This is a genomic window from Streptomyces sp. NPDC102437 (assembly GCF_044765565.1).
Classification (GTDB): domain Bacteria; phylum Actinomycetota; class Actinomycetes; order Streptomycetales; family Streptomycetaceae; genus Streptomyces.
Map to the genome: position 1 here is coordinate 77,900 of NZ_JBIWKI010000019.1, position 26,971 is coordinate 104,870.

At 72.1% G+C, this 26,971-nt stretch carries 25 protein-coding genes, 1 other RNA gene and 1 pseudogene; 12 read left to right on the plus strand and 15 right to left on the minus strand.

From position 1 onward, the window contains the following. Nucleotides 1-58 precede the first annotated feature (58 nt). Together ACIRJP_RS24125 and ACIRJP_RS24130 are read right to left on the minus strand one after the other, a co-directional pair. Nucleotides 59-691 (minus strand): response regulator, encoded by a 633-nt coding sequence (locus tag ACIRJP_RS24125; protein WP_404177924.1) that lies wholly within the window; start codon nt 689-691, stop codon nt 59-61. A gap of 162 nt (nt 692-853) precedes the next feature. Then, nucleotides 854-1,276 (minus strand): annotated as a pseudogene (locus ACIRJP_RS24130) (sensor histidine kinase); the annotation flags it as partial. Between the two features lie 199 nt (nt 1,277-1,475). Between ACIRJP_RS24130 and ACIRJP_RS24135 the strand changes: the two are divergent. From ACIRJP_RS24135 to ACIRJP_RS24145, 3 genes are all read left to right on the plus strand, one after another. Then, a complete protein-coding gene (locus ACIRJP_RS24135) occupies nt 1,476-2,348 on the plus strand; it encodes a MaoC/PaaZ C-terminal domain-containing protein (protein ID WP_404177680.1) in 873 nt (290 codons plus the stop codon). A 72-nt stretch (nt 2,349-2,420) separates the two neighbouring features. Further along, on the plus strand, nt 2,421-3,497 hold the full coding sequence (locus tag ACIRJP_RS24140) for a Zn-dependent alcohol dehydrogenase (protein WP_404177683.1): 1,077 nt from the start codon (nt 2,421-2,423) through the stop codon (nt 3,495-3,497). A 41-nt stretch (nt 3,498-3,538) separates the two neighbouring features. Then, nucleotides 3,539-4,480, plus strand: coding sequence for a 3-oxoacyl-ACP reductase (locus ACIRJP_RS24145; RefSeq protein WP_266737074.1), 942 nt, complete (start codon nt 3,539-3,541; stop codon nt 4,478-4,480). Between the two features lie 92 nt (nt 4,481-4,572). Here ACIRJP_RS24145 and ACIRJP_RS24150 read toward each other — a convergent pair whose 3' ends face one another. After that, nucleotides 4,573-4,740 (minus strand): hypothetical protein, encoded by a 168-nt coding sequence (locus ACIRJP_RS24150; protein WP_404177686.1) that lies wholly within the window; start codon nt 4,738-4,740, stop codon nt 4,573-4,575. A 126-nt stretch (nt 4,741-4,866) separates the two neighbouring features. Beyond that, a complete protein-coding gene (locus ACIRJP_RS24155) occupies nt 4,867-6,177 on the minus strand; it encodes a hypothetical protein (protein ID WP_404177689.1) in 1,311 nt (436 codons plus the stop codon). Between the two features lie 199 nt (nt 6,178-6,376). Here ACIRJP_RS24155 and ACIRJP_RS24160 point away from each other — a divergent pair, with 199 nt between their 5' ends. The 4 genes from ACIRJP_RS24160 to ACIRJP_RS24175 all read left to right on the plus strand — a co-directional run bounded on the left by ACIRJP_RS24160 (nt 6,377) and on the right by ACIRJP_RS24175 (nt 10,339). Further along, a complete protein-coding gene (locus ACIRJP_RS24160; RefSeq protein ID WP_404177692.1) occupies nt 6,377-7,417 on the plus strand; it encodes an ABC transporter substrate-binding protein in 1,041 nt (346 codons plus the stop codon). An 83-nt stretch (nt 7,418-7,500) separates the two neighbouring features. Next, a complete protein-coding gene (locus ACIRJP_RS24165) occupies nt 7,501-8,343 on the plus strand; it encodes a Nif3-like dinuclear metal center hexameric protein (RefSeq protein ID WP_404177695.1) in 843 nt (280 codons plus the stop codon). Further along, nucleotides 8,340-9,083, plus strand: coding sequence for a zinc ribbon domain-containing protein (locus ACIRJP_RS24170; RefSeq protein WP_404177927.1), 744 nt, complete (start codon nt 8,340-8,342; stop codon nt 9,081-9,083). The genes ACIRJP_RS24165 and ACIRJP_RS24170 overlap by 4 nt, the downstream gene beginning before the upstream one ends. Next, a complete protein-coding gene (locus ACIRJP_RS24175) occupies nt 9,083-10,339 on the plus strand; it encodes a bifunctional RNase H/acid phosphatase (protein WP_404177698.1) in 1,257 nt (418 codons plus the stop codon). The genes ACIRJP_RS24170 and ACIRJP_RS24175 overlap by 1 nt, the downstream gene beginning before the upstream one ends. Before the next feature lie 39 nt (nt 10,340-10,378). On the opposite strand, the gene eda is transcribed toward ACIRJP_RS24175, so the two are convergent. Further along, the gene (gene eda / locus ACIRJP_RS24180) at nt 10,379-10,999 is read right to left on the minus strand and encodes a bifunctional 4-hydroxy-2-oxoglutarate aldolase/2-dehydro-3-deoxy-phosphogluconate aldolase (protein WP_404177701.1); all 621 of its coding nucleotides are present in this window, start codon (nt 10,997-10,999) and stop codon (nt 10,379-10,381) included. A 97-nt stretch (nt 11,000-11,096) separates the two neighbouring features. Then, on the minus strand, nt 11,097-11,897 hold the full coding sequence (gene yaaA / locus ACIRJP_RS24185; RefSeq protein WP_404177704.1) for a peroxide stress protein YaaA: 801 nt from the start codon (nt 11,895-11,897) through the stop codon (nt 11,097-11,099). A 193-nt stretch (nt 11,898-12,090) separates the two neighbouring features. Here yaaA and ACIRJP_RS24190 point away from each other — a divergent pair, with 193 nt between their 5' ends. Continuing rightward, nucleotides 12,091-13,533: an RNB domain-containing ribonuclease gene (locus tag ACIRJP_RS24190; RefSeq protein WP_404177707.1), complete on the plus strand. Its 1,443-nt coding sequence runs from the start codon at nt 12,091-12,093 to the stop codon at nt 13,531-13,533. A gap of 23 nt (nt 13,534-13,556) precedes the next feature. On the opposite strand, the gene ACIRJP_RS24195 is transcribed toward ACIRJP_RS24190, so the two are convergent. Beyond that, on the minus strand, nt 13,557-14,318 hold the full coding sequence (locus ACIRJP_RS24195) for a MerR family transcriptional regulator (RefSeq protein ID WP_404177710.1): 762 nt from the start codon (nt 14,316-14,318) through the stop codon (nt 13,557-13,559). 123 nt (nt 14,319-14,441) lie between these two features. Here ACIRJP_RS24195 and ACIRJP_RS24200 point away from each other — a divergent pair, with 123 nt between their 5' ends. Both ACIRJP_RS24200 and rnpB read left to right on the plus strand, forming a co-directional pair. Continuing rightward, a complete protein-coding gene (locus tag ACIRJP_RS24200) occupies nt 14,442-14,915 on the plus strand; it encodes a Uma2 family endonuclease (protein WP_404177713.1) in 474 nt (157 codons plus the stop codon). A 55-nt stretch (nt 14,916-14,970) separates the two neighbouring features. Continuing rightward, nucleotides 14,971-15,372, plus strand: an RNA gene (gene rnpB, locus ACIRJP_RS24205) — RNase P RNA component class A. A gap of 988 nt (nt 15,373-16,360) precedes the next feature. On the opposite strand, the gene ACIRJP_RS24210 is transcribed toward rnpB, so the two are convergent. From ACIRJP_RS24210 to ACIRJP_RS24235, 6 genes are all read right to left on the minus strand, one after another. Beyond that, entirely contained in the window at nt 16,361-16,726 is a 366-nt protein-coding gene (locus ACIRJP_RS24210; RefSeq protein ID WP_404177716.1) for an ArsR/SmtB family transcription factor, read from the minus strand. 238 nt (nt 16,727-16,964) lie between these two features. Then, nucleotides 16,965-17,327, minus strand: a complete 363-nt coding sequence (locus tag ACIRJP_RS24215; protein WP_358942399.1) for a zinc ribbon domain-containing protein YjdM — start codon at nt 17,325-17,327, stop codon at nt 16,965-16,967. Nucleotides 17,328-17,389: 62 nt separating this feature from the next. After that, on the minus strand, nt 17,390-17,785 hold the full coding sequence (locus tag ACIRJP_RS24220) for an ATP-binding protein (protein WP_404177930.1): 396 nt from the start codon (nt 17,783-17,785) through the stop codon (nt 17,390-17,392). A 50-nt stretch (nt 17,786-17,835) separates the two neighbouring features. Next, nucleotides 17,836-19,551, minus strand: coding sequence for a SulP family inorganic anion transporter (locus ACIRJP_RS24225; protein WP_404177719.1), 1,716 nt, complete (start codon nt 19,549-19,551; stop codon nt 17,836-17,838). Then, nucleotides 19,548-19,889, minus strand: coding sequence for an ArsR/SmtB family transcription factor (locus ACIRJP_RS24230; protein ID WP_404177722.1), 342 nt, complete (start codon nt 19,887-19,889; stop codon nt 19,548-19,550). Before ACIRJP_RS24230 ends, ACIRJP_RS24225 begins: the two co-directional genes overlap by 4 nt. Before the next feature lie 490 nt (nt 19,890-20,379). Then, complete coding sequence (locus ACIRJP_RS24235; protein ID WP_404177725.1) at nt 20,380-20,829, minus strand: zinc-binding dehydrogenase; 450 nt, start codon at nt 20,827-20,829, stop codon at nt 20,380-20,382. A 223-nt stretch (nt 20,830-21,052) separates the two neighbouring features. On the opposite strand from ACIRJP_RS24235, the gene ACIRJP_RS24240 reads away from it, so the two are divergent. Next, complete coding sequence (locus tag ACIRJP_RS24240) at nt 21,053-22,513, plus strand: MFS transporter (protein ID WP_404177933.1); 1,461 nt, start codon at nt 21,053-21,055, stop codon at nt 22,511-22,513. A 90-nt stretch (nt 22,514-22,603) separates the two neighbouring features. On the opposite strand, the gene ACIRJP_RS24245 is transcribed toward ACIRJP_RS24240, so the two are convergent. Further along, complete coding sequence (locus ACIRJP_RS24245; protein WP_404177728.1) at nt 22,604-23,446, minus strand: class I SAM-dependent methyltransferase; 843 nt, start codon at nt 23,444-23,446, stop codon at nt 22,604-22,606. A 117-nt stretch (nt 23,447-23,563) separates the two neighbouring features. Between ACIRJP_RS24245 and ACIRJP_RS24250 the strand changes: the two genes are divergently transcribed. Next, nucleotides 23,564-24,202, plus strand: coding sequence for a TetR/AcrR family transcriptional regulator (locus ACIRJP_RS24250; RefSeq protein ID WP_404177731.1), 639 nt, complete (start codon nt 23,564-23,566; stop codon nt 24,200-24,202). Nucleotides 24,203-24,480: 278 nt separating this feature from the next. On the opposite strand, the gene ACIRJP_RS24255 is transcribed toward ACIRJP_RS24250, so the two are convergent. Further along, nucleotides 24,481-26,913 carry a polysaccharide lyase 8 family protein gene (locus ACIRJP_RS24255; protein ID WP_404177734.1) on the minus strand — a complete coding sequence of 811 codons (2,433 nt, stop codon included), beginning with the start codon at nt 26,911-26,913 and terminating at the stop codon, nt 24,481-24,483. Nucleotides 26,914-26,971 lie beyond the last annotated feature (58 nt).

Here is a 26,971-nt window from a genome sequence, read left to right on the forward strand (position 1 = left end):
CGTCCGCGCCCGGTCGGCCCGGCGCTGAGACGCGGGGCCGCAGGCGTTGCACCCACGCCTACAGCCACCCCTGCTGCCGTGCCGCCCGCACCGCCTCCATCCGGTTGCGGGTCCCCGTCTTGCCGATCGCCGCGGACAGGTAGTTCCGCACCGTCGACTCGGACAGATGCAGCTTCGCCGCGATGTCGGCGACCGTCGCCCCGTCCACCGAGGCGTTCAGCGCGTCCCGTTCCCGCGCGGTCAGCGGGCTCGGGCCGGCACTGAGCGCGGCGGCGGCCAGCGCCGGGTCGATCACCGTCTCCCCGCCCAGCACCCGGCGGATCGCGGCGGCGAGCTCCTCGACCGGACCGTCCTTGACCAGGAACCCCGCCGCCCCGGCCTCCATCGCCCGGCGCAGACAGCCGGGGCGGCCGAACGTGGTGAGGATCAGCACCCGGCAGTCCGGTACCTCCTCGCGCAGATCGGCGGCGGCGTCCAGCCCGCTGCGGCCCGGCAGCTCGATGTCGAGGAGCGCCACATCGGGGCGCGAGAGCAGCGCGGCGTCCACGATCTCGTCCCCGGCGGCCACCTGCGCGACGACCTCGATGTCGGGCTCCAGACCGAGCAGCAGCGCGAGCGCGCCCCGCATCATCCCCTGGTCCTCGGCGAGCAGCACACGTACGGACTTGGCCGGACGGTGGTCCTGCGGCATCTCGTTCACCGTCCCAGCGTATGGCCCGTGGCGGTAGCGGGAGTGCCGGCCGCGTCCGCCGGGCCCGCCTCGTCCACCGGGAGCTGTGCCGTGACCACGAAGCCGCGCTCCGGCCCCGGGCCCCGCGTGGAGGCTGCCGCCCGCCGCGGCGAGGCGTTCGTTGAGCCCGGTCAGTCCGGTCCCGCCGATGCCGGGCGTGGCCGGGGCGTCCGGGTCGGGGCCGCGGCCGTCGTCGGTGACCGTCAGCCGGACCCGTCCGGCCGTGCCCTCGACCACGAACGAGCAGGTGGTCGCGTGGGAGTGGCGTACGACGTCGGTGACGGCCTCCCGCACCACCCACCCCAGCAGCGCCTCCGTCTGCGGGGCGAGCGGTGGTCCCGAGCGTCGGAGCACCGGTTCGATGCCGGCGGCGGTCAGCGCGGAGCGGGCCCGGTCCAGTTCGGCAGCCAGGCTGCCCTCCCGGTAGCCGGTGACGGCCTCCCGGATCTCGGTGAGGGCCTGCCGGCCGACGGACTCGATGTCGACGACCTGTGTGAGCGCCGCGTCCATGTCGCGCGGCGCGAGCCGGCGGGCCGCCTCCGACATCGGTGGGCAGGCCCACCAAGGAATCTGACGCTACGTCAGCAGTGGTCTTCCCAACCGCTGGGCACTGCGTTATACATGGGTTCATCGGCTAGAACGCGTTCTAGAACGGGCGTGGCGGCCGGTCCCGCGCGACCTCGGTGCGGCCGACGGTGCGGACGGCCGCGCCGAGGTCTTCCCACCATCAAGGAGCAGCTCTCCCATGCCCATTGATGCCGAAAAGGCTCTCGCCGCCGAACCCCGCTCCACCCGGATCAGCTGGGGCCACAAGGACGTCCAGCTCTACCATCTCGGGATCGGCGCGGGCTTCGGTCCCGACCGCCCCGATGCCGCGACCGACCCCGCCGAGCTGCGCTACACGCTGGAGTCCCGGCTCCAGGTGCTGCCCTCCTTCGCCACCGTCGCGGGCGCCGGCATGGGCGTCGTCGGCGGACTCTCCTCGCCCGGCATCGACATCGACCTCGCCGCCGTACTGCACGGCGGGCAGAGCGTGCGGGTGCACCGGCCGCTCCCGGTGAAGGGCAGCGCCGAAGTGACCTCGAAGGTCGCCGCGGTGTACGACAAGGGCAAGGCGGCCGTGCTGGTGCTGCGCACCGAGGCCGCCGACGAGGAGGGCCCGCTGTGGACCAACGACGCCCAGATCTACGTACGGGGCGAGGGCGGCTTCGGCGGTGAACGCGGCCCGTCCGAACGGGCCGCCTACCCCGCGATCGCCCCGAACCACATCGTGCAGCGCCCCATCAGGCCGGACCAGGCGCTGCTCTACCGCCTCTCCGGGGACTGGAACCCGCTCCACGCCGACCCCGAATTCGCCGCGCTCGCCGGCTTCGACCGGCCGATCCTGCACGGACTGTGCACCTACGGCATCACGCTCAAGGCCGTCACCGACACGGTCCTCGGCGGCGATGTGACCCGTATCCGCTCCTACCGCACCCGTTTCACCGGGATCGTCTTCCCCGGCGAGACCCTCCGCATCGAGATGTGGACGTCCGAGAACCAGGTGCGGGTCGAGGTGAGGGCCGTGGAGCGGGACAACGCCATGGTTCTCGGCGACACCTTCGTCGAACACTCCTGACCCCGTCCCGGACCGACCGACTCCAAGAGGACCGCAGGCCCAGTTCCACATGCCCATGAGGGGAGCCGCACCATGCGCGCAGCCGTACTGCACGAGATAGGCCAGGAGAAACTCGAAGTACTCGACGACGTCGAGGCGGTGGGCTTCGGCCCCGGCAAGGTCAGGCTCCGCATCCGGGCCACCGGGCTGTGCCACTCCGACGTCTCCGCGATGAGCGGCGTGCTGCCACAGCCCGCCCCGTTCATCCCGGGCCACGAGGGCGCCGGCGAGGTCATGGACGTCGGCGACGGCGTCACCGGTCTCAGCGCCGGGGACCGGGTACTGGTCTGCTGGCTGCCCGCCTGCGGGGCGTGCCCGTCCTGCAAGCGCGGCCAGACCCACCTCTGCCTGGCCGGCTTCATGAACGCGGGCACCCCCAACTTCAAGCGCCCGGGCGGCGATGTGTTCGGCTTCGCGGGCACCGGCACCTTCACCGAGGAGGTCGTCGTCGGCGCGGGCTGCGCGGTGCCGATCCCGGACGACGTGCCGTTCGAGATCGCCGCGCTGATCGGCTGCGGGGTGACCACCGGGCTCGGCGCCGCCATCAACACCGCGAAGGTGGAGGCCGGTTCGTCGGTCGCCGTGATCGGCTGCGGCGGCGTCGGCATCTCCACCATCCAGGGCGCCAGGGTGCAGGGCGCCGCCCAGATCGTGGCCGTGGACCCGGTCGCCTCGCGGCGCGAGGCGGCGCTGCGGTTCGGCGCGACCGAGGCGGTGTCGCCCGACGAGTTCGCCGACGCCAAGCAGCGGATCACCACGGGCGAGGGCTTCGACTACGTCTTCGAGGTCGTCGGCAAGTCGGCCACCGCACGCACGGCGTACGAGAACACCCGGCGCGGCGGCACCCTGTGCGTCGTCGGCGCGGGTGCGATGGACGACAACTTCCAGGTCAACATGTTCGAGCTGTTCTTCGACGAGAAGCGGATCCTGCCCTCCATGTACGGGGGCGGCGACGTGCTCCGCTCGTACGAACGGGCCATCGCGCTCTGGCGGGCCGGCCGGATCGACCTCGAATCGATGATCACCCACCGGGTGGGGCTCGACGGGATCAACGACGCACTCGACCAGATGCGGACCGGCGAGTCGCTGCGCACCTGCGTCGAGCTCTGACCACCGCCCCGCCCCCTCCCGAGAGGACTGGAGAGATTCCGATGTCACTTCCCCTGGACGGCATGTCCGCGATCGTCACCGGCGCGGGCCGCGGCCTCGGACGCGCCGAAGCGCTGGAACTGGCGGGGCTGGGCGCGTCCGTGGTCGTCAACGACTACGGGCAGCCGGGCCGCGACGGCTCCGGCGAGGCGTCCGCGACGCCCGCCGAGGAGGTCGCCGAGGAGATCCGGGCGGCGGGCGGCCGGGCCGTCGCGCACCTCGGCGACGTCTCCGACCACGAACAGGCCCGCGCCCTGGTGGAGCTGGCCGTCGACACGTACGGAAAGCTCGACATCCTGGTCAACAACGCGGGCATCCTGCGCGACCGGATGATCTTCTCGATGACCGAGGACGAGTGGGACTCGGTCATCAGGGTGCACCTCAAGGGTCACTTCAACACCACGCACTTCGCCGCCGCGCACTGGCGCACCCGCTCCAAGGAGTCCGGCGGCCCGGTCCACGGACGGATCATCAACACCTCGTCCGAGGCGTTCCTGGCCGGTTCGGCGGGCCAGCCGAACTACGCGGCGGCCAAGGGCGGCATCGTCGGCCTCACCACCTCCACGGCCCTGGCCCTGGCCAGGTACGGCGTCACCGCCAACGCCATCTGCCCGCGGGCCCGCACCCGGATGACCGAGGACGTCTTCGCCGGCTTCCAGGAACCGACGGACGGCCGGCTGGACGCGCTCGCCCCCGAGCATGTCGCGCCGCTGGTCGGCTATCTGGCCTCGCCGGCCGCTGCCAAGGTCAACGGGCAGCTGCTCGTGGTGCACGGCGGGATGGTCGCGATCGTCGAACGCCCCAGGGTGGCGGCGAAGTTCGACTCCTCGAAGGAGACGTTCTCCTTCGATGAACTGGACGAGCTGATCTCGCCGTACTACGAGGACCGCCCGCCGAACGAGACCTTCGCCGCGGCGGAGGTGCTCGGCCTGAAGCGGGGCTGACGACGTCGAACGGGGGAAGGGGTGGGCCCCGGCAGCCAAGCGGCTGCCGGGGCCCACCCGTGCCTCGTCCTCCTCGTCGATGTTCCGCGCGGTCAGGCCGCCCGGCTGTCCCCCTCGGCGGGGCGACGGTGGCGGCCGTGCGGCTCCGCGGAGGCGTCGTCCACCGACTCACCCCCTCGGTGTTTTCCGGAGCCGTCGGCTTCGGCCCGGTCGGCGTCGGCCGGACGCGTCTGGGTCGCATCGGTTCGGGCTTCAGACATGTGGGAAGTCACCCCGTTGTGATCGCTTGCATATGTGTGTCACCAGGGCCGATCGCGCCGGCCGAGCCCCGGCACGGTCACCGTCGGCGACCGTCGGACACGGCTGCGCAGCCCGGGCCCCAGATCTTAACCAGGCACCAGGCGCCCCGTGAGAGCCGCCTGCCCCAGTGGAACCGGCTTGCACACGGGTAGAGGCGCGACGTCGGCGGAGGGTTGCGTACCGCTTCCCGCGCCGGTCGCCGACGACGGCCACACCCCGCGTCCGTCGTCCGCCGGAGCTTCCAGCAGGGCCACCCCGCACGCCACGTCCCCGTCGGCGTACGGAAGTCCGAGCACACCGTCCCGGGACCACACCCCGTGGCCGGCCTGCCATCCCTCGGGGGCGGCGAGTTGGTGCAGCCGGCGCCCGGCCGGGCGCCACACCCCGACCCAGCTGCCCGCCGCGCCGTCGATCCGCAGCGCCACCGCGCAGCTCTCCGGCATCAGCATCTGGCCCGGCTGCACGGCGAACGGTGTCACCGCCGCATCGGCCGGGCGCAGGCACTCCGGGAAGCGCACCGGCAGACAGCTGCCGAGCACCCCCCACCCCAGCCGGTCGTGCCCCGGTGCGTCCGAGCGGATCAGCAGCAGCCCGCTGTCCGGGTCGGCGAGCAGCAGCCGGTCATTGCTTTCCGGGGCGATCTGCAGCAGCGGCGTCACTTCGCCGCCCCGCTCCAGGTCCACGGCGACCGCCTTGACCGGGCCGCCGCCCGGCATCTCCCGGTCCAGGGCCAGCATCCGGCCCGCCCGGTCCAGCCAGACGCCGCCGGAGCAGCGCCCCGGAACCTCCGCGACCAGCTCGGGGCCGAAAGCGCCGCCCGCCACCAGCCAGACGGAGGTGGCGCGCGCACCGGCCGACAGCGCGTACGCGCTCGCGCCGTCCGGTGAGGGAGGCAGCAGGGTCAGCTCCGCGGATTCGATGGTGCCGAGCGGAAGTTCACCGGTCCCGGGGCCGGTGGGATAGAGCAGCGACACCGTGTGCCGGTCCGCGACCCGGCGCCGGATCAGCACCCGCCCGTCGGCCAGCGGCAGCACCTCGGCGTCCGGCTCCTCCGGCTGGTCGAGGGGGAGCGGCACGGCGTACGGCTCGGGCCCGTCGAGCGTCCAGCGCTCCACGAACCACGCCTCGCCCGCCCCGTCGGCCCCGCCGGGCGGATCGGCCGCCACTTTCGCGAGCGCGAGCCGGGCCGCGTACGAACCGTCCGCGGAGATCGTGAACGCGGGCGCGACGGGCAGCGCGGCGGGGGGCGATCCGATGGGCGCGCCGCCCGGTCCGCCGGCCCCGTCCGGCGGGTCGTCAGGCGCGCTGTCCTCCAGGACCGTTTCCCTCGGGACCTCGGCGTCTCCGGCGGCCCCGGTCGCCTCCGCGGCCCCGTTCCCGGTTGCACAGAAAGTCATGGGCTGGTCACCTCCGGCAACCGAAGCTAGTTTTCGCACTTCCTGCCGAACAACACGAGACCCACCTCTTCACACATAAGGGTGGTGATGACCGGATTCGCCTGAAGGGGAGGGGGCGGCTGTGCTGCGCCCGAGGCGGGTGGGTAAGGTTAGGCAGCCCTAAGAAACGCCCGTTTGTCCCTTACATCTGGAGCAAGTGATGTCCCTTCGTCGCCGCGGCACCGCCGCAGTCGGCCTGGTGGTGGCCGCCGCCCTTTCCCTCTCGGCCTGCGGGAGCGACGACGGAAAGTCGGGCGGCTCGGCCAAGTCGGACGGCGGCGACAAGAAGGCGGCCGTCGCCACGGGCGGCAAGGACTTCGGTGACGCCGCGAAGAAGACGGCGGAGTACGGGACGGACGCCAAGGCCGGCGAGTTCCCCCGGACGCTCACCCACGCCATGGGCAAGACGGAGATCAAGTCCGCCCCCGAGCGCGTCGTGGTGCTGGACGTCGGCGAGTTCGACAACGTCGTGTCGCTGGGTGTGAAGCCGGTCGGCTACGCCCCCTCCGAGGGCGACGCGGCCATCCCCTCGTACCTGAAGAAGGACGCGGGCAACCCGAAGAACGTCGGCACGATCAACAACCTCAACCTTGAGGCGATCGCCGGCCTGAAGCCGGACCTGATCCTCGGCAGCCAGCTGCGCGCCGCCGACAAGTACGACGCGCTCTCCAAGATCGCGCCGACCGTGTTCTCCATCCGTCCGGGCTTCACCTGGAAGGAGAACTACCTCCTCAACGCCGCCGCGCTGGACAAGACGGCCAAGGCGAAGAGCGAGCTCGGCGCCTATGAGGCGAAGGCGAAGAAGCTGGGCGAGGACATCGGCCCCGACAAGCCGACCATCTCCATGGTCCGCTACCTGCCGGACCGCATCCGCCTCTACGCCAAGGCGTCCTTCATCGGCACCATCCTCGACGACACCGGCCTGCCGCGGCCCAAGAACCAGCAGATCGACGACCTCGCCGCCGAGATCAGCCCGGAGAAGATCGACGAGGCCGACGCCGACTGGATCTTCACCGGTGTCTACGGCGACGTGAAGGCCACCAAGCGCGACACCACCCAGGCCAACCCGCTGTGGAAGAACCTGAAGGCCGTCAAGGAGGGCCGGGCCAAGAACGTCTCCGACGAGACCTGGTACCTCGGCCTCGGTGTCACCGCCGCGAACCTGGTCCTCGACGACCTCCGCGCCGACCTCGTGAAGTAACGGTTACCGAGCAGTATGTGGCGGTCCGCACGGACCGCCGCAGCCCTGGGCGACGGGGCACGGAGGGCAGGTAGCCTTTGCTTGTGCCCCGTCTGTCTGATGTCCTCGCCGAGCTCGACGCTCTCTGGCCGCCCGAGCGGGCCGAAAGCTGGGACGCGGTCGGCACCGTCTGCGGAGACCCGGACGCCCCCGTCGACCGCGTGCTCTTCGCCGTCGACCCCGTCCACGCGATCGCCGACGAGGCGATCCGGCTCGGCGCCCAGCTGATCGTCACCCACCACCCGCTCTATCTGCGGGGTACGACGACGGTCGCGGCCGACACCTTCAAGGGCCGGGTCGTACACACCCTCATCAAGCGCGACATCGCGCTGCACGTCGCCCACACCAACGCCGACACCGCCGACCCGGGCGTCTCCGACGCCCTGGCCGGTGCGCTCGACCTGCGCGTCGAAGGCCCCCTCGTGCCGGACCCGTCCGACCCCAAGGGGCGGCGCGGCCTCGGCCGGATTTGCGTGCTCGACCGCCCCGAGACCCTGGCCGACTTCGCCGCCCGCGCGGCCGCCCGGCTGCCCGCCACCGCGCAGGGAATCCGGCTCGCCGGCGACCCGGCGGCAACGGTGCGCACCGTCGCGGTGAGCGGCGGCTCCGGCGACAGCCTCTTCGACGCGGTGCGCGCCGCGGGGGTCGACGCCTTCCTCACCGCCGACCTGCGCCACCACCCGGCCTCCGAAGCCGTCCAGCACTCCCCGCTCGGTCTGATCGACGCCGCCCACTGGGCCACCGAATGGCCCTGGTGCGAACAGGCCGCGGCACAGCTCGACGCGATTTCCGACCGCCACGGATGGGACCTGCGGGTCCACGTCTCGAAGCAGGTCACCGACCCCTGGACCACCACCACCCACCACTCTTCTGGAGCCCCCAACTGAACGCCGCGCCCGCCGACCAGATCCGACTCCTCGACGTCCAGGCCCTCGACGTACGCCTGTCGCAGCTCGCGCACCGGCGCAAGTCGCTGCCCGAGCACGCCGAGATCGATTCGCTCACCAACGACCTCGCGCAACTGCGTGACCTGCTGGTCGCCTCGCAGACCGAGGAGAGCGACACCGCCCGCGAGCAGACCAAGGCCGAGCAGGACGTCGACCAGGTGCGCCAGCGCGCCGCCCGCGACCAGCAGCGTCTCGACTCCGGCGCGGTCACCTCGCCGAAGGACCTGGAGAGCCTCCAGCGCGAGATCACCTCGCTGGCCAAGCGCCAGGGCGACCTGGAGGACATCGTCCTCGAAGTGATGGAGCGCCGCGAGTCCGCCCAGGAGCGCGTCACCGAGCTGTCCGACCGGGTCTCCGCCGTCCAGGCCAAGGCCGACGACGCGACCGCCCGCCGCGACGCCGCGACCAAGGAGCTCGACGAGGAGGCCGCGACCGTCACCAAGGAGCGCGAGGTCGTCGCCGGTTCCGTCCCCGCGGACCTGATGAAGCTGTACGACAAGCTCCGCGCCCAGCAGGGCGGGGTCGGTGCCGCCCGCCTCTACCAGCGCCGCTGCGAGGGCTGCCGCCTCGAACTGAACATCACCGAGGTCAACGACGTGAAGGCGGCCTCCCCGGACACCGTCCTGCGCTGCGAGAACTGCCACCGCATCCTGGTCCGTACGGCGGAGTCGGGCCTGTAATGACCCAGCCGCGCGAGTTCGTCATCGAGGCCGACGGCGGATCCCGGGGCAACCCCGGGCCCGCCGGTTACGGGGCGGTCGTCATCGATCCGGTGACGGGGGAGACCCTCGCCGAGGCCGCCGAGTACATAGGTGTCGCGACGAACAACGTCGCCGAGTACAAGGGCCTCATCGCGGGCCTGAAGGCGGCGAAGGCGCTGGTGCCGGACTCGGCGGACGGCGCGGTCCAGGTGCGGGTCCGGATGGACTCCAAGCTGGTCGTGGAACAGATGTCGGGCCGCTGGAAGATCAAGCACCCCGACATGAAGCCGCTCGCGGCGGAGGCCGCCAGGATCCTGCCGGCCTCCGCCGTCACGTACGAGTGGATCCCGCGCGAGAAGAACAAGCACGCCGACCGGCTCGCCAACGAGGCGATGGACGCGGGCAAGCGCGGCAAGCAGTGGGAGCCGTCGGCGTCGACGGCCGCCCTCGACACCACCCGGTCCTCGGGGGTCTCCGCGCTGCCGCCGGTCTCCGGCCCGCCCGGTGACGCGGCGGCGGGCGCGGCGAAGGCCCGCGCGGCCCTGGCCTCCCGGCCGGCCGCGGCCTCCCCGTCGGCCCCCCAGGTCGGCTGGGCCGCGGCACCCGATCTGGGGACGCCCGCCACCTTCGTACTGCTCCGGCACGGCGAGACCGCCCTCACCCCCGAGAAGCGGTTCTCGGGCAGCGGCGGCAGCGATCCCGAGCTCTCGGCGGCCGGCCGCCACCAGGCCGAGTGCATCGCCCGGTCCCTGGCCGCCCGCGGCACGGTCGAGGAGATCGTCAGCTCCCCGCTGCGCCGCTGCCGCGAAACGGCGGCCGTGGTGGCCGCCCGGCTCGGTCTGGAGGTCCGGATCGAGGAGGGCCTGCGCGAGACGGACTTCGGAGCGTGGGAGGGCCTGACCTTCGCCGAGGTGCGTGAGCGCTACGGCCCCGACCTGGACGCCTGGCTGGCTTCCGCGAAGGCGGCCCCCACCGGCGGCGGCGAGAGCTTCGCCGAGGTCACCCGCCGCGTGTCGGCCACCCGCGAGCGCCTCACCACCCGCTACGCGGGCCGCACGGTCCTCCTGGTCACGCATGTGACCCCGATCAAGACCCTGATCCGACTGGCACTCGGCGCCCCGCCGGAGGCCATGTTCCGGATGGAACTCTCGGCGGCCTCGGTCTCGGCGGTGGCGTACTACGCGGACGGCAACGCGTCGGTCCGACTGCTGAACGACACATCGCACTTGCGGTGAGGCGGGGGCGGGGGCGGGGCCCCCGCATCCCAGGGGAGATCAGCCGCGCAGCGCGGCCGCCTCGCCGGCCAGCCGCTCCACCCGCGCCCAGTCCTTCGCCGCGACGGCATCTGCCGGAACCATCCAGCTTCCGCCCACGCAGCCGACGTTGGGCAGCGCAAGATACGACGGCGCGGAGGCGAGCGAGATGCCGCCGGTCGGGCAGAACCGGGCCTGCGGCAGCGGCGCGGAGAGCGCCTTCAGATACGCCGTGCCGCCGGCCGCCTCGGCCGGGAAGAACTTCATCTCGGTGACCCCGCGCTCAAGCAACGCGACCGCCTCGGACGTCGTGGAGACACCCGGCAGGAACGGCACCCCCGACGCCTTCATCGCGTCCAGCAGCCGGTCCGTCCAGCCGGGGCTGACCAGGAACCGGGCCCCCGCGGCGACGGTGTCGGCGACATTCCGTACGGAGATCACCGTGCCTGCCCCGACCACCGCGTCCGGCACCTCGGCAGCGATCGCCCCGATCGCGTCCAGCGCGGCGGCGGTGCGCAGCGTCACCTCGATGGCCGGGAGCCCGCCCGCGACCAGGGCCCGTGCGAGCGGCACCGCGTCGGCGGCGTCCTCCAGGACGACTACGGGCACGACGGGGGCAAGGTCCAGCACAGAGGAGGTCATGCGCTCATCTTGCGCGACAGCATCATCGTACGCAACGAGCGTTGCACATGATGCAACACGCGATCGCCGGTGGCCCCATCCCCGGGCGGTCTGCGGCTCAGTGAATCTCCGTCACCACGACATCGAGCGACCACGCCCGCCCGGCCCGTGCCGGAGCCTCGGCCTCCACCACGTACCCGAGCCCGCGCAACGTCTCCACCAGCTCCGCAGGCCCCTTCGGCCGCGCACCGCAGACCAGCAGATCGCGGACCATCCGCCCCTTCGTCGCCTTGTTGAAGTGGCTGACCACCGACCGCTTCTCGACCCCGTCCACCAGCTGGGAGTGCAGCACCCGCACGCTCGCCGTGCGCCGGGCCACTTCGCCCTTCGGCTTCCAGGCCGCGGTGTAGGCCGAGGACCGCAGGTCCAGGACGAGCCCGTCCCCGGCGGCCTCCGGCATCACCCGCGCCATCGGGTCGCGCCAGTACGCCCCGAGCGCGCCCAGGCCCGGCAGCTTCACGCCCATCGAGCAGCGGTACGTCGGAATCCGGTCGCCCACCCGCACGGCGCCCCACAGCCCGGAGAAGACCAGAAGCGACTTCCCGGCCCGCCGCTTGGCCGCCGCGTCCAGGGAGGCCAGGTCCAGCGCGTCGTACAGCACGCCCGTGTAGATCTCCCCGGCCGGACGCGTCCCGGCCGTCCGGAGCTCCACGTTCTTCGCGATCTCGCCGCGCAGTCCCTCGCTCAGCCCGAGCACCTCACGGGCCTTCTCCTCGTCCGCCGTGCACAGCTCGACCAACTCGTCGAGCACCGCCGCCCGCGCCTCGGCCAGCCCCGGCAGCGACAGCGACTCCGGCTTCAGCGGAGCACCGCGCCCCGAGGCGGCCTTGCCTTCGGAGGGCGGCAACAGCACGAGCACGGCGGTTCTCCTTCGTACGCACGGTCGGGGCGACGGGACCAGCCCCCCTGGCGCCAGCGTACGGGGACCGCGGAGCCGTCCCGTCCGCAGCCCGGCCACGCCCGCGGCCGTCCGGCCGCCACCCGGCCCCGCCGGCACCGTCCGGCCCGCCACCCGGGATGCCGCCCGCCCCGCCCCGCCATACGCTCGGTCCATGCCCCGCCGCCATCTGCGTATGACCGGGCCGGCCGACACCCCGCTGGGGGCGTCCCTGCGCAAACTGCGCACCGAGCTCGACCTTCCCGACGACTTCCCGGCCGAGGTCCTCGCCGAAGCGGTACAGGCGGCGAAGGACCCGGCGGTATCGGCACACGAGGACGCGACGGACCTGCCGTTCCTCACCATCGACCCGCCCACCTCTACCGACCTCGACCAGGCCATGCACCTCGAACGCCGCCGACGCGGCTACCGGGTGCACTACGCCATCGCCGACGTCGCGGCCTTCGTACGCCCCGGCGGAGCGCTCGACACCGAGGCCCACCGCCGGGTGACGACCCTCTACTTCCCCGACGGCAAAGTGCCGCTCCACCCCACCTCGCTCTCCGAGGGCGCCGCCAGCCTCCTGCCGGGTCGGACCCGCCCCGCCGCGCTCTGGCGGATCGACCTCGACAACGAGGGCGCGGTCGTCGCCACCTCGGTGCGCCGGGCCCTCGTCCGCAGCCGCGCCAAGCTCGGCTACGCGGGAGTCCAGCGCCAGATCGACTCCGGCACCGCCGAGGAGTCCGTGGCCCTGCTCCGCGACATCGGACGGCTCCGCGAGGAGCAGGAGGTCGCCCGCGGCGGCATCTCCCTCAACGTGCCCGAGCAGGAGATCGTCGAACGCGACGGCGGCTACGGCCTCGAATACCGCGCCCCGCTGCCCGCGAACGGCTGGAACGCCCAGATCTCCCTGCTGACCGGCATGGCCGCCGCCCACCTCATGGCCGAGACCGGAACCGGCATCCTGCGGACCCTCCCGGTCGCTCCGGACGGCGCCGTGGCCCGGCTCCGCCGCTCCGCCGAGGCGCTGCACATCGACTGGCCGCACCACGTCCCGTACGCCCAGGTCGTCCGCTCCCTGGACCCGAGGAAGGTCGGCCACGCCGCGTTCCTCCAGGAGTGCACCACCCTCCTGCGCGGCGCCGGCTACACCGTCTTCGAACACGGCGAACTCCCCACCCGCGCCGTCCACGCCGCCGTCGCCGACCTCTACACGCACTGCACCGCCCCGCTGCGGCGCCTCGTCGACCGTTACGCCGCCGAGCTGTGCCTCGCCGCCGTCGCGGAACAGGACCCGCCCGAGTGGGTCCGTGCCGCGCTGCCGGGCCTGGCGAAGGAGATGGCGGACGGAACCAGGCGTGCCAACACCGTCGAGCGCGAGTGCGTCGACCTGGTCGAGGCCGCGCTGCTCAAGGACCGGATCGGCGAGGTCTTCGACGCGTACGTGGTCGACGTCTCGGAACAGCAACCCACCACAGGCACCGTCCACATCGAAGAACCGGCCGTTGTCGCCCGGATCGAGAGCGGCGACGCGAAGCTCCCGCTGGGGGAGCGGCTACGGGTCAGGCTGGACCGGGCGGATCCTGGTTCGTCCAAGGTGCTCTTCGCCCCTGCGTGAGCGCGGCCACGGCGGCCGGCGGATCATCCGCGTGGAACCGGACCGCCCGCGCGTTCCCCCGCCACGCGCTCCGCCAGGGCCGCCATCACCTGGCGCACCACCTCGGCCTGCGCGGGCGCGAAGTCGTCGAGCAGCGCCTCGCCGAGCCCCGTCATGGCCGGCCCCTCCGAGGGGATCGCCGCCAGCACCCCGTCCGGCACGGCAGCCGCCAGTTCGGCGGCGAGCGGGGGAATCCGGGCATCGTCCACGGCCGCCCCGGCCAGCGCGTCCAGCCTCTCGTACAGCGCGTGCATGGCCGGCTCCTCGGCCAGCGGCGCCAGCGCGGCGTGGATCTCGCCGCCGGCGCCCGTGGTGTCCAGCAGCACGAGATGCTCGCGGTCCTTGGCGGCCATGGGGGAGCCGGTCGTCGGGACCGTACCCAGCAGCTCGGCGAGGGCCGGCGACACGGGCTCCTCGGCGGAGACCGGCCCGTCCAGCAGCCGGGCCAGCCGACGCCGCCGCTCCCGGATCTCGCTCTCCTGCCGGGCCAGATCCGCGTCCAGCCCGGCCAGTACCTCCATGAGCTCGTGCCCCTTCGCATCGGCGAGCACGTCCCGCACCTCGTCCAGCCCGAGCCCGAGCTCGGTGAGCCGCCGGACCCGGGCCAGCACCACGGCGTCCCGCACGCTGTAGACGCGGTAGCCGTTGGCCCGGCGCACGGGCTCGGGAAGCAGACCGATGTGGTGGTAGTGCCGGACCGCCCGCGAGGTGACCCCGACGAGCGCGGCTAGCTCTCCGATGCGCATGGCTCCAGTAGAAACCTTGACGCTGCGGCAAGGTCAAGCGCTCGCCGCGCACCCCTCCGTACCGGACCCGCCCGTGCCACGATCGAGGGACCTACTCCCGTCTCACGGACGGCGGGTCCATCGATGTCCCAATCTGGCGAGCGACCGAGGAAGGACCACGAGGACTACATCAGCTTGATCATGAAGCGGGTCATCAGGCCGGCCCGGACCGACATGGACTTTTCCGGGAACAAAGGGCTGAAGCTGAGCAGCGGCGGGCGCTGTCCCAAGAACCACGTCATTCCCGGTGGCACCTTCGCCCCCACCGAACTGCGTCTGTACCGGGGAGGCGACCCCTGGATGCCGTGCGAGGGGGTGGCGCTCGTCGTAGAGGTCACCTCGACCAAGCCCCGGGCGGACCGCACCGACAAGCGTCACTGCTACGCCCGCGGACCCATCCCGCTCTACCTCCTGGTGGACCGGGAGCAGTCCTCGCTGACGCTGTTCAGCGACCCGGAGGGCGACGACTACCGCCAGCACCGCACGATCCCGTTCGGCAAGCGGCTCACGCTCCCGGCGCCGTTCGCCTTTGATCTGCAGACCGGGGAACTAATCTGAACCCGGGCCTGGTCGGCGGCCTCCGGCGGACGGGTAGCATGGTCGGCACGGCAGACGAGCCGGGCGGACGGCCGCGTGGGGATCCTCGGATCTCCCCGAGGAACGTCCGGGCTCCACAGGGCAGGGTGATGGCTAACGGCCACCCGGGGTGACCCGCGGGACAGTGCCACAGAAAACAGACCGCCGGGGACCTCGGTCCTCGGTAAGGGTGAAACGGTGGTGTAAGAGACCACCAGCGCCTGAGGTGACTCAGGCGGCTAGGTAAACCCCACCCGGAGCAAGGTCAAGAGGGGCCGTCGCAAGACGGCCCTGCGCGAATGATCGAGGGCGGCCCGCCCGAGTTCGCGGGTAGACCGCACGAGGCCGGCAGCAATGCCGGTCCTAGATGGATGGCCGTCTCCCCGGCCGCCGCGAGGCGACCGGGCGACAGAACCCGGCGTACAGCCCGACTCGTCTGCCACAGGGGCCCCGGCCAGTGAATTTCCTGGCCAGGGGCCCTTTTCCGTTGGATCGGGGGACACTCGCCGTGAGCGCGTACAGGTGGCCGCGGGATTGGCACGCCGCGTGGCGCACGACCGGCGTCTTCGCCCACGCTGTCGGGCCGGTGGCTGTTGCTCCGTGGGTATCGGCGTGGTCCTTGAGGAAGTGGCTGTCGTGCCTGCGGTCCTCACCGAGCTGGTCGGTGTCACGGTGCGGCATCGCGCGAGCGTCGACCCGGGCCGAATCTCCTGCAACGGCTCACGGCCGGAGAGATGAACCCGGGTGTTTGTGCCGGCCCAGCTGGTCGGACCCTCAGCGGAGCCGGCCTTGGTCCATGGCCGGAGTCTTACGCATCCACTTCGCAGACCTGGATTTTCGTCGTGTGCAGCTGATGAAGTCGCCGGACCCGACGTGGGAGGCGGTGCTTGCGCCGCACGTACTGTCCACACCTGTTTCCGCGCTACCGGAACGACTTCAGGTCTGGCGGACCTGCGCCCGGCGTCAACTGGCCGACTCCGAGCTGCGTTCAGCGTGTGGCATGCTCAACGCCCTGGCTCCAGCGGATGCTTCGTACTTTCCGGACCGTCGGCCGCCTCGAGCGGGGTCAGGCGACCACGGGGTTGAGGCCGCAGCCGAAACCGGTCCGAGTGCGCTTTCCGGTTGCTCGATACGATCCGTGACCTCAAGTGTCCGAGGAACCGTGGGCTTTGCCCATAAGGGTCGGCGGGTAATGCCCCGCTACCACTGCACGGATGCAGACCTTTTCCGGCCTCGGGCAATGTGGTGCCTGCGGCTTCGAAGAGATCGGTGAACCTTACGGTGATAATCAGCCGCCCACGATCAACCTCGCCGTCCACGGGCGCGCCGTCGACCAGCTCATGCACTATGCAGAGGCTGTGATCGGCCTGGCCGCGTTTCTTTCGGTTCGCGTCCTGATCGGCCCGCACGCCGGATCCAGGCAGGCCCTAGGACGGCTTGCGGTGTCTGGGCGTGGTGGTGCCGGATTCGGCGGCCTTGAGGTCGGCGAGCAGCTCCGCCTGGCCGGCCAGTACGCCGGACAGGATGCTCCGGGCGACCCGCAGCAGCTCCGCGATCTGTGGATTGACCAGGGAGTAGTAGACGGCCGAGCCCTCCCTGCGGGGGACGACGAGGTTGGCCCGGCGCAGGACGGCCAACTGCTGGGAGAGGTGGGCCGCCTCCACGCCGATCTCGGTCAGCATTTCGGAGACCGCGTGCTCCCGCTCGCTCAGGAGCTCGAGCACCCTGATCCGTACCGGGTGGCCGAGCGTTTTGAAGAACTCGGCCTTCAGCTGGTACAGCGGGGCGCTCACCGCGCCCTTCCCGCGCCCAGAGGGGCCGCCGGGATGCCGGACGGCCGCTGTCGTGCGTGCACCGCGCATCGCATCCACCCAAAACTCTTCACCATGAGGACATCCTCGCGCCCTCACACCGATGTGATGACTTCAGGAATTGCCAAGGTTAGCAACGAGGGAGGCGCGAGCGGGACGTTCGTCGCCCCCCGGCCGCGGCCCCGGGCGGGGCGCGGCCGGGGGAGGCCAAAAGCGCGGGTCAGGCCTTCTTGACCACGCTGGACTTGAGCTGCATGGAGCCGAACCCGTCGATCCTGCAGTCGATGTCGTGGCCGTCCACACCGTCCACGAGGCGGATGTTGCGCACCTTGGTGCCGGCCTTGATGCCGCTCGGGCTGCCCTTGACCTTCAGGGTCTTGATCACGGTGACGGTGTCGCCGTCGGCGAGCACGTTGCCGACCGCGTCCTTGATCCCTCCGGCCGCGCCTTCGCCGGCAGGCTCGGCGGAGGCGGGCGACCACTCATGGCCGCACTCGGGGCAGGTGAGGAGTGCACCCGTCTCGTAGGTGTACACACCGGAGCACTCGGGGCACGGCGGCAGTGCCTCGGTCGTATCGCTCATGGTCTTTCCTTGCCTCGTTCGTTCGTGTGTTGTCTGTTTGTCTGTTCCGGGCATTGCTTGCGTCAGGTTTCGTGCGGGGGTTTTCGCAGGGGGAGGGTGATCCAGATGCTTTTGCCTCCGGCGTCCGCGTCGCCCCGGACGACCGCGGTGCCGCCCAGGCCGAGGGTGAGTTCCATGATGGTGCCCAGTCCGCCGCCGCTGCCGGCCCCGGTGACTGCCTGGATGAGCGGGGGCTGGTACGGATGGCGGTCGTGGACGCCGAAAGCGAACGTGTCCTGGCCGGCCGCGTAGATCACGGTGAGGTTCGGGGACAGCGGGGCCGCGTGCCGGACGCTGTTGGTGACCAGCTCGGAAATGATCAACAGCGCGGGATCGGCGGCGGGATGGCGTGGGCCGATGCCCCACTCCGCGAGGACCTGCTCGGTGGTCTCGCGGGCGATCCGCACGGCCGAGCCCATCGCGGGCAGGGTCAGGACGTGCCGCAGGGGCAGGGCGTCGGGCTGGGCGCTCACCGGACGGCCCCGGAGGTCTCGGGGGCGGCGGGCAGGACTCCGGCCCGGTGCAGGTGGGCACGGGCTCCGGCGATGGCCTCGGGAGTGGTGGCGTACTCCCGGCCCTCCCGCCGGAGCAGATCCAGCGCGCCGACCGACTCCAGGGTTCGGCGCTGGGCGGGGCGCACCCCGGAGGTCAGCACGGCGATGCCGCGCCGGTTCAGCTTCTCCACGGCGTCCTTGAGGACCAGGGCGCCGGTGGCGTCCATCGTCGACACCCGCGACATCCGCAGGATCACCACCCGGACGTCGGCGACCTCGCTCAGCTCCAGGAGGAAGCGGTGGGCGCCGGCGAAGAACAGCGGCCCGTCGATCCGGTACGCGACGATGTGCTCGGCCAGCAGTGCGTGCTCCTCGTCGCTGTGCTCGCCGGGCAGGTCCGCTCTGAAGTCGACCTGATCCATCCGGGCCTGACCGGCGACCGCCCGCAGCGCCAGGGCTCCCGCCACGACCAGGCCGATGATCACCGCGTAGACCAGGTCGAGCACGAGTGTGGCGACGGCGGTCAGTGCCAGCACGATCGCGTCGGAGCGGGTCGCGCGGGCCATCGCCCGCAGCGCACCGACCTCCACCATCCGGATCGCGGTCGCCAGCAGCACCCCGGCGAGTGCGGCCAGCGGGATCCTGGAGACGAGCGGGGCGGCGGCGAAGACGATCACGGCGAGGACGGCGGCATGGGTGAGGGCGGCGAGCCGTGAGCCCGCGCCGGTCCGGACGTTGACGGCGGTACGGGCGATCGCCGCGGTGGCGGGGACTCCGCCGAACAGCGGGGCCGCCAGGTTCGCGATGCCCTGCCCGAACAACTCCTTGTCCGGGTCGTGCTGCTGGCCCACCGTCATGCCGTCCGCGACGGTCGCCGACAGCAGCGACTCCAACGCGGCCAGCGCCGCGACCGCGACGGCCGGGGCGAGCAGCGATCCCAGCGCGGACGGGTCGAGGAAGCCGAGGGAGGGCGCGGGCAGCCCGGAGGGCAGGTCGCCGATCGGAGCGGCCGCGTCCAGGTGGAGCAGCTGAGCCGCGAGGGTGGCGGCGATCACCGCGACGACGGAGAACGGGACGGCGGGCCGCCACCGGGCACCCAGCAGCATCACGGCCGCCACACCCACCGCGAGGGCGACGGCGGTCCAGTTCGGGGTCCGTACGAACTCCTCGACCGCGCGCCAGGTCACCACCAGGACCTTGTCGCCCTCCGGCTTGGCCACCCCCAGCGCGTTCGGCACCTGCTGGAGTCCGATGACGCACGCGATGCCGAGCGTGAAGCCCTCCACCACCGGCGCCGGTATGAGGCGCATGCAGCGGCCGGCCTTCAGCAGCGCGAGCGTGATCAGCAGCACGCCGGCCATCAGCCCCACCGTCAGCACCCCGCCCGGTCCGTACCGGGCCACGATCGGCACCAGCACCACCGTCATCGCTCCGGTCGGCCCGGACACCTGGAGGTTGGAGCCACCGAACAGCGCTGCCAGCGCGCCCGCCACCACGGCGGTCGCCAGTCCGGCCTCGGCGCCGAGCCCGGAGGAGACGCCGAAGCCCAGCGCGAGCGGCAGCGCGACGATCGCGACGGTCAGACCGGCGAGCAGATCGCGACGCGGGTTGCGGCCCATGGCCGCGAAGTCGGCGCGGGCCGGCAGCAGGGAGGCGACCCGGCCCCAGGACCGGGCGAGCACGGTACTCACTCCGCCGAGACCTCGGCTTCCCGCAGCTCGGTCAGGAGTTCGTTCTGCCCGGCCAGCATCTCGGTCAGGATCCGGCGCGCGGCGCGCATCAGCTCCGCCACGTCCCCACCGGACAGCTCGTACACAACGGTCGAGCCCTCCCTGGCCGAGGTGACGATGCCGGAGCGGCGCAACACCGCCAGCTGCTGGGACAGCGCCGACGGCTCCACCTCGATCGAGGCGAGCAGATCCCTTACCGGCTTCGGCCCGTCCTGCAACAGCTCCAGCACGCGTATGCGGACCGGGTGCCCGAGCATCCGGAAGAACTCGGCCTTGGCCTGGTACAGCGGAACCGGCACGGTCTTCGGACTCCCTTCACCACCCCGATGTCTCGGGGTGCTCCGTCGGCCGTGCGCGCGGCTGCCTACGGGCACGGTCAATACAGCATGTAGTTAATTGCAGAATTTCGCAATTAGTGGATTCGTGGAGAGCTTGCTTCGATGTGAGGGAGGAGCGCCTGCGGCCGCATTCGCGGCGCGCCCGATGAGCCGCACGCCGGGAGGCGGGCGACTCGCCGGACTCGGCCGTGTCAGGTGTCCTGGTGGTCAGGTTGCTCCGGGGCCGGGGCCTCCAGGTATTCGGGGCATTCGGGGTTGTGGCAGGGGCCGGGGTGCCACACGGGTACGAAGATTCCGAGACTCTTGTGCCGTCTCTTCACAACCGCGGTCACGGGCTGCTTGCAGACCGGGCAGACAAGCGCCCCTTGGGGACCGGTCTCATGCTCGGCTTTACTCATCTTTTAACGATAGGCGTGATGGTCGCAGCCTGCCGGTGGGGCGGCTCCTTCCGTCAGTTCGGCGTGATGATCAGCTTGCCGCGTACATGGCCGCCCGCACTCTCCCGGTGGGCGTCGGTGGCCCGGGACAGGGAGTGCGTCCTCGCCACGGACGGGGTGAGTCCGCCGCTCACGACCGGCGCGGCCGCCTGCTCAAGGCGCTCACGGATCGCGTCGGGGCCGGCGGACGCGAAACGTACGCCGTGCTCCGCCGCCCGGTGATCGGCGATGGTGACCACGCGGTCCGGGCCGCCGACGAGTTCGACGAGGGGCGGCAGCGAGCCCTTCCCGGCAGCGTCGAACGCCGCGTCCACGCGTTTCGCGGCGACGGCGCGGACCCGCTCGGCGAACCCCTCGCCGTACGTCACGGGTTCGGCGCCGAGTGCGCGCAGGTACGCGTGGTTGCGCTCGCTCGCCGTACCGATCACGGTCGCGGCGAGATGCCTGGCGAGCTGCACGGCCACGGACCCGACACCAACCGGCGGCCCCGTCCACGACCACGGTCTCCCCGGACTTCAGCCCGAGGTCCGTGAGTACCTGGTACGCCGTGTTGACGGCCACCGGCCCGGCTGCGAGTGGAACCCGTCGGCCGTCCCGTGTCGCCAGGCGCTGGTCATTGATACCCCGGGGGGGTATATTCACGACGCGTAGATACCCCCCTCCCGTATAGGAGTGCTCGCTATGACCATGTCGGCATCACCGAACGCGTCAACCGATTCGCGGAGATGGTCCGCGCTCGCGCTGATCGCCCTGGCCCAGTTCATCGTCATCATGGATACGTCGATCATCGGCGTGGCCCTGCCCGAGATGCAGGCCGACCTGGGGTTCTCCCAGGAGAACCTGTCGTGGGTGTTCAACGCCTACGTCGTCGCCTTCGGCGGGCTGTTGCTGCTCGGCGGGCGGCTCTCGGACCTGCTCGGCGCCAGGCGCCTGTTCAGCGTCGGATGGGTCGTCCTCGCCGCGGGGTCCCTGACCGCGGGCCTCGCGGGTGAGGTCTGGGTCGAGCTGACCGGGCGGGCCCTGCAGGGTGTGGGTGCCGCGCTGATCGCGCCGTCCGCCCTCACCCTGCTGATGACCCTCTTCGGCTCGCGACCCCAGGAACTGGGGAAGGCCTTCGCGCTGTACGGCGCGGCCGCCCCGGCCGGCGGTACCGCAGGAGTCTTCCTCGGCGGGGTCGTCACCCAGTACGCCAGCTGGCCCTGGGTGTTCTACATCAACATCCCCGTCGCCCTCGTCGTCCTGATCGCCACGCCCGCCGTCATGCCTTCGGGAGCGGGGCGGCGCGGCTCGATCGATCTGGCCGGCGCGGTCACCGTCACGGCGGGTCTTGCCGCGGCCGTCTACGCCATCGTCCGTGCTCCCGAGACCGGTTGGGGTTCGGCCGAGACCTGGCGGGTCCTCCTGGCCGGTGCGGCCCTGATCGCCGCGTTCGTCGCGATCCAGGCCAAGCGGCGCGAACCGCTGATGCGGCTGGGCATCTGGCGGGCGCCCAACCTGGCCGGCGCCAACATCGCCCAGCTGCTCATGGCCGCCGCGTGGATCCCCATGTGGTTCTTCCTCAACCTCTACCTCCAGCAGGTTCTGGGGCTGGGCGCCTTCGCCTCCGGCTCGGCGCTGCTGCCGATGACCGTCGCCATCATGATCATGATGATCGTCCTGGCGCCGCGGCTGATCTCCCGGTTCGGGCCCAAGCCCCTCATCGTCCTGGGGCTGTTCGCGCTCGGGGCGGGCATGTTCTGGCTCTCGCTCGCCCGCCCGGACGGGAACTTCCTCGTCGACGTGCTGCCCGCCTCCCTGCTCTCGGCGGTGGGTATGTCGCTGGCGTTCATCCCGTCGCTCGGCACCGCGCTCTCCAGCGCCCGTCCGGAGGAGGGCGGTCTCGCCTCGGGGATCGTCAACACCAGCTACCAGGTCGGCTCCGCACTGGGGCTCGCCGCCATGACGGCACTGGCCGCCGCGCACGGCGCCGGTGAGCAGGGAAACCCGGTGGCGCTCACCGACGGCTTCTCCGCCGCCTTCCTCGGCGCCGCGGCCCTCGCGGTGGTCGGCGCTCTCGCCGCCCTGCTGACCCTGCGTACCGCACCCGCCGCCGGGGACTCGGGTGAGGCTGTGGGCAGTGGTGACCGGCCGGAAAAGGCCACGGCCTGAAAGGGGCGGGTGCTCCTCGACGACTGCGGCCGGGCGGCGCCCGCTGCCGGGGGTGGGCGTCCGCCCCGGCGGCGGACGCCGCCCCTCGTTTCACCCGGGCCGTCGTGCGGTGACCAACCGGGCGGCACTGCGCAACCGGATTGCGCCTTCCCGCTCATGGGGCCGCAGGAGGGCGACGAGCCGCCGCCGGGCCCGGTCCCGGTCGTCCTCCCCGGCCCGGCTCATCAGATGCCGGCCGGGGCCGGAGCCCAGCAGGAAGGCGGCGGCGTCGGCGGCGTCCCGCCCCCAGGTCCCGTACGCCTCGACCGGCGTCGAGGCGATGGCCTCGTACCCGGCGCGGGACAGTACGTCACGCACGGCCTCCGGGTCCGCCAGCGAGAACATGCCGGGGCCCGGGGCGCCCAGCCCGCCGGAGGGCAGGAGGCCGTCCAGCCCCCGAATGGCCTGGAGCCACTCGTTCCGGTCAGCCCGCGCGGTGCAGACGAAGGCGATACGGCCGCCGGGGCGCAGCGCTCGCCCGATGTTGGCGAAGGCGGCGACGGGATCGGCGAAGAACATCACCCCGAAGCGGCTGATCGCGACGTCGAAGAGCACGGGCCCGAACGGATGGACCTGGGCGTCCGCCTGCTCGAACGCGACATTGCCGATCCCCTCGCGCCGCGCGGACTCCCGCGCACGGGCCAGCATCGGGGCCGACAGATCCAGGCCCAGCGCCTGCCCGCCGCTCGCCCGGCGCGCGGCGAGCCGGGTGGTGCGCCCCGCACCGCAGCCGATGTCGAGGGCGCGGTCCTGTGCGGTGATGGCCGCGGCAGCGAGCAGGGGCTCGTCGAACCCTCCGTTCACACCGTCCCAGCGGTCCTGGTTGGCGGCCCAGTAGCTCCCCTCGTAACCGTTCCATGCCTGGTCCTGCTCCTTGTTGGCGATGTGGCGCACGCGGATCTCCCCTGGATTCAGGCGCCCGCGGGCCTCGGAGCAACTAGTATGGGCGGGCGCCCATTCAAGGTATGGGCAATCGCCCATACTGTAAACGGGCTGAGAGGGAGGGACGCCGTGTCACCGCGTGGTGTGACGACTCCGGACGTCCGCGAGCGGCTGTTCGCCGCTGCGGAGCGGGTGCTGGAGCGGGACGGGCCGGGCGCCCTGACGAGCAGGGCGATCACCGGTGAGGCGGGTTGCGCGAAGGGCCTTCTGCACGCCCACTTCCGCGGACTGGACCAGTTCGTCGCGGAGTTGGTCCTGGACCGGTTCGCGCGGGTGGCCCGGCACGCCGAGGAGCTCCGGGGGCGGGTGGGGCAGGGCACCGTCGCGGAGAACCTCCACGGCACCGCTCTCGCGCTGCTGTCCTCGGCCGGCCCCACCGTCGCCGGGCTGGCGCTCACCCGCCCCGGGGCTTCCTCGCACATCCGCGAGGCCCTGGCGGGCGGTGCGCCGGGCTTCGACACGGTCCAGGACGCGATCACCGGCTACCTGGACGCGGAACGGCGGGGCGGCCGGATCGCGGAACGGGCCGACACCGCCGCCGCGGCCCTCGCCCTGGTGGGGACCGTCCACCACCTGCTCATGACCGGTGCGCACGACCGGCAGCAGGCACAGGAACGGGTCGGGCAACTGGTGACCCTGCTCGACGCGGCCCTCCGGCGCGGGCCGGGCGATGCCGCCAGTGAGCCGGGGCGGGCGGAAACCGAGTGAGCCGGGGCAGGCGGCACCTTCGCCCGTCACACCGGACATCCGGGCGACCTCCGCGATCGGCCAGACCATCGCCGCCCCTCACGACCACCTCACCGGGCCGGTCTTTCCGGCCCTGGTCAGGACGGTAGAAGCTGCCGCTGCGGCAATCGCAACCCCGAAGCCCTGCGGCAACCGCAATCCCGAAGCCACGGAGCCCCGCAATCCCGGAGCCCAGGATGGCCCGGCGGCACCCGAAGGGCACGCCGGGCCATCCCGTGGTCACCGCATCAGGCCCGTGGTCACTGCACCCGGACGCGCACCGTGTGCGTGGCGCCGCGGCTCCGGCTCAGGTCGCCGAAGGTCATGGTCACCGACGAGCCGGTCTGGACGCCGGTGACCGTCTCCGCCTTGGACAGGACGGACTTGACGGGCCGCTTCCAGGTGAGGGTGAGGCCGGTGACGGTGCGGGACGGGTCGGAGACGCTGATCGTGGCGGTGCCGTCGCGCTTCTCGTGGATCTGCACGCAGACCGGCGCACTCGCCGTGACCTTGCCCGCCGTGCCCGCCGCCCAGAAGTTGACGCCGGTGAAGCCGAGGGAGGGAACGCGGATGCCGGTGCGTCCGGCGTCATTGGCGAGGATCTGCAGCCAGCCGGTGTCCGCGGCGCGATCGGCGGTGCGCTTGCTGCTCGCGCCGGGCATCAGGATGTACGCGTAGGAGCTGTCCGCCGGGTCGGTGCCGTGATCCTTCCAAAGGGTCACGTACCGGCGGGAGTTGGGCGTGGTCGTGCCGCCGTCGTTGATGTCCTTCCAGGCGCCGGTGCGCTCCTCGCGCAGCGCGTGCAGTTCGGTGCCGCCGGGGAAGACGTATCCGGCATGCCGGTCGAGATGGGCCCAGGTGGTGGTGCGGGTGGTGGTCCAGCCCTGGGTGGCGGGCTGGGCCACGCCGTCGAGCAGCAGCCGCTGTGTGCCGCTCGCGCCGAGGCAGCGGTTGTCGATGACCGTCTCGACGGCCGCGCCGTCGGCGGAGGTGATGCCGGAGCCGAGGCAGACCACGCAGTCGTCGAGCCAGAACCACGACTTGCGTGCGCGCATCGTGCTCGCCAGGCCCTGGAGGTGCTGGCCGGTGGTGCCGAACTCGCCGTCGCCGGTGCCGCCGACCCACTTCGTGCCCGGCTTCGGGTTGGCCCAGGCGCCGCCCTGCCCGTCGGCGAGCTTCTTCCGGGAGACGGTGATGCCGGGCAGCCGGTACGGGTCGACGGTCGGCCAGTACGCGTCCGAGTACTGTTCGAGACCCGCGCCGTCGCCCCACCACTGCAGCCAGCCCGCGCCGGTGTGCCAGCCGCGCTTGTTCTCCCCGTTGCCGAACTCGTAGTGGGCGATCCGCTCGGAGGCCATCGAGAGACCGGCGCCCCAGCCGCGGCGGCGGTGGGTGGCCCGGTCCATGTTGTGGAAGGCCCGGTGCGCGGCCGGTTCCGGCGACGCGGTGACGGCGGTGTCGTCCAACAGGGTCTGCAGCCGGGCGGTGTTGACCAGGCTCAGTGAGCCGGCCTTGAGTGCCGGGGCGTAGTAGTCGCGCTGCAGCCAGCCCTTGACCATGGCCCGCCAGCGGGCGTTCTCCTCGGGGCCGGCGCCCATGCCGAGCAGCACGATGGAGGCCATCACGCCGTGGGCACGGGTGTGGTCGCTGGTGCCGGCGCGGGTGATGCCGCGGCCCGAGACGTTGTCCATCATCAGGCCGTCGTAGATGAACGGGGCGATGGCCGCGTCGATGGTGTCGAGGAACTGCCGGCTGCCCGGATCGGTGATCTCCCAGGCCGAACCGCGCAGCAGGGCGAACAGCCGGCCGAGACCGTCGTTGAGGACCGCGCCGTAGCCACCGATGTACGGGATGGAGGTGTGCTGGACGAACGAACCGTCCGGGTAGAAGCCGTCGCCGGTCGTGACGTACGGGAAGACCGGCGAGAGCGCGGCGACCGCGAGCGCTACCTTGGCGGCGTTGGCACCGACGATGCCGCGCAGGATCATGCCGCGGCACAGGTCGACGCGGTTGGCGCCGGTGCTGGTGCCGGTGTACGAGCCGACGGCGGAGTCGGGCAGGAACTTGTCCACGGCATTGCAGTAGTTGGCGCGCTGGGCGTCCGACAGGGCGTCATACAGCAGCACGCAGGTGTCCATGAGGGCCTGGGGCGCGCCGATCTGCCAGTTCCACCAGTTCCCGTAACGGGCGGTCGACTCGTTGAAGACGTCGGCGTACAGGTGGTCGAGGCCGGTGATGACCGCGTCCCTGAGGCCGGTGTCGCCGGTGACGCCGGTGCCGGGCTGGGCGTACGCCTCCGCCATGGTGCGCAGCCGGTTGTAACCGGTGTTCATGTTGGCGGAGAAGTTGAACGACTCGGTGTCGGTGTCCGGTTCGGGGTCGAGATAGACCAGGTCCGGCCAGAGGGAGCCGCGCGCGGGGGCCATCGTGGAAAGGAAACCGCTTGCCTGGGTGCCGAGGTCGGCGAGCTTGGACTTGAAGGGCTCGGCGGTCGGGCTGAAGCCGGTTCCCAGGTACAGATCGCGCCACTTCGCACGCAGGGCGGCGAACTCGTCGGCGGCGTCGGCGGTGGTGGTGGCGGAAGCGGGGAGGGCTGCGGAGCCGGTGGCGGACGCGGCGGTCGGCAGGCCGAGGGCGAGCGCCGCACCGCCGCCCGTGGCCAGCAGGGCACGACGGGACCATGCAGTTGTCATCGAAGCTCCGGGGGAGAGTGAGCCAGTGCGGGAATGCCAGCGTGGTAAGCGTTTTCTA

What these genes read in the sequence shown, in the direction of transcription:
- ACIRJP_RS24195 (WP_404177710.1), bottom strand. Translation starts at nt 14,318, where the DNA reads ATGCGCATCGGAGAGCTAGCCGCGCTCGTCGGGGTCACCTCGCGGGCG.
- ACIRJP_RS24150 (WP_404177686.1), bottom strand. Translation starts at nt 4,740, where the DNA reads ATGTCTGAAGCCCGAACCGATGCGACCCAGACGCGTCCGGCCGACGCC.
- ACIRJP_RS24215 (WP_358942399.1), bottom strand. Translation starts at nt 17,327, where the DNA reads ATGAGCGATACGACCGAGGCACTGCCGCCGTGCCCCGAGTGCTCCGGT.
- eda (WP_404177701.1), bottom strand. Translation starts at nt 10,999, where the DNA reads ATGACCTCCTCTGTGCTGGACCTTGCCCCCGTCGTGCCCGTAGTCGTC.
- ACIRJP_RS24145 (WP_266737074.1), top strand. Translation starts at nt 3,539, where the DNA reads ATGTCACTTCCCCTGGACGGCATGTCCGCGATCGTCACCGGCGCGGGC.
- ACIRJP_RS24175 (WP_404177698.1), top strand. Translation starts at nt 9,083, where the DNA reads ATGACCCAGCCGCGCGAGTTCGTCATCGAGGCCGACGGCGGATCCCGG.
- ACIRJP_RS24190 (WP_404177707.1), top strand. Translation starts at nt 12,091, where the DNA reads ATGCCCCGCCGCCATCTGCGTATGACCGGGCCGGCCGACACCCCGCTG.
- ACIRJP_RS24160 (WP_404177692.1), top strand. Translation starts at nt 6,377, where the DNA reads ATGTCCCTTCGTCGCCGCGGCACCGCCGCAGTCGGCCTGGTGGTGGCC.
- ACIRJP_RS24240 (WP_404177933.1), top strand. Translation starts at nt 21,053, where the DNA reads ATGTCGGCATCACCGAACGCGTCAACCGATTCGCGGAGATGGTCCGCG.
- ACIRJP_RS24140 (WP_404177683.1), top strand. Translation starts at nt 2,421, where the DNA reads ATGCGCGCAGCCGTACTGCACGAGATAGGCCAGGAGAAACTCGAAGTA.
- ACIRJP_RS24200 (WP_404177713.1), top strand. Translation starts at nt 14,442, where the DNA reads ATGTCCCAATCTGGCGAGCGACCGAGGAAGGACCACGAGGACTACATC.
- ACIRJP_RS24155 (WP_404177689.1), bottom strand. Translation starts at nt 6,177, where the DNA reads ATGACTTTCTGTGCAACCGGGAACGGGGCCGCGGAGGCGACCGGGGCC.
- ACIRJP_RS24255 (WP_404177734.1), bottom strand. Translation starts at nt 26,913, where the DNA reads ATGACAACTGCATGGTCCCGTCGTGCCCTGCTGGCCACGGGCGGCGGT.
- ACIRJP_RS24125 (WP_404177924.1), bottom strand. Translation starts at nt 691, where the DNA reads ATGCCGCAGGACCACCGTCCGGCCAAGTCCGTACGTGTGCTGCTCGCC.
- ACIRJP_RS24135 (WP_404177680.1), top strand. Translation starts at nt 1,476, where the DNA reads ATGCCCATTGATGCCGAAAAGGCTCTCGCCGCCGAACCCCGCTCCACC.
- ACIRJP_RS24220 (WP_404177930.1), bottom strand. Translation starts at nt 17,785, where the DNA reads ATGGGCTCGGCCGTGCGGATCGCCCGCGAGACCACCGAGCAGGTCCTC.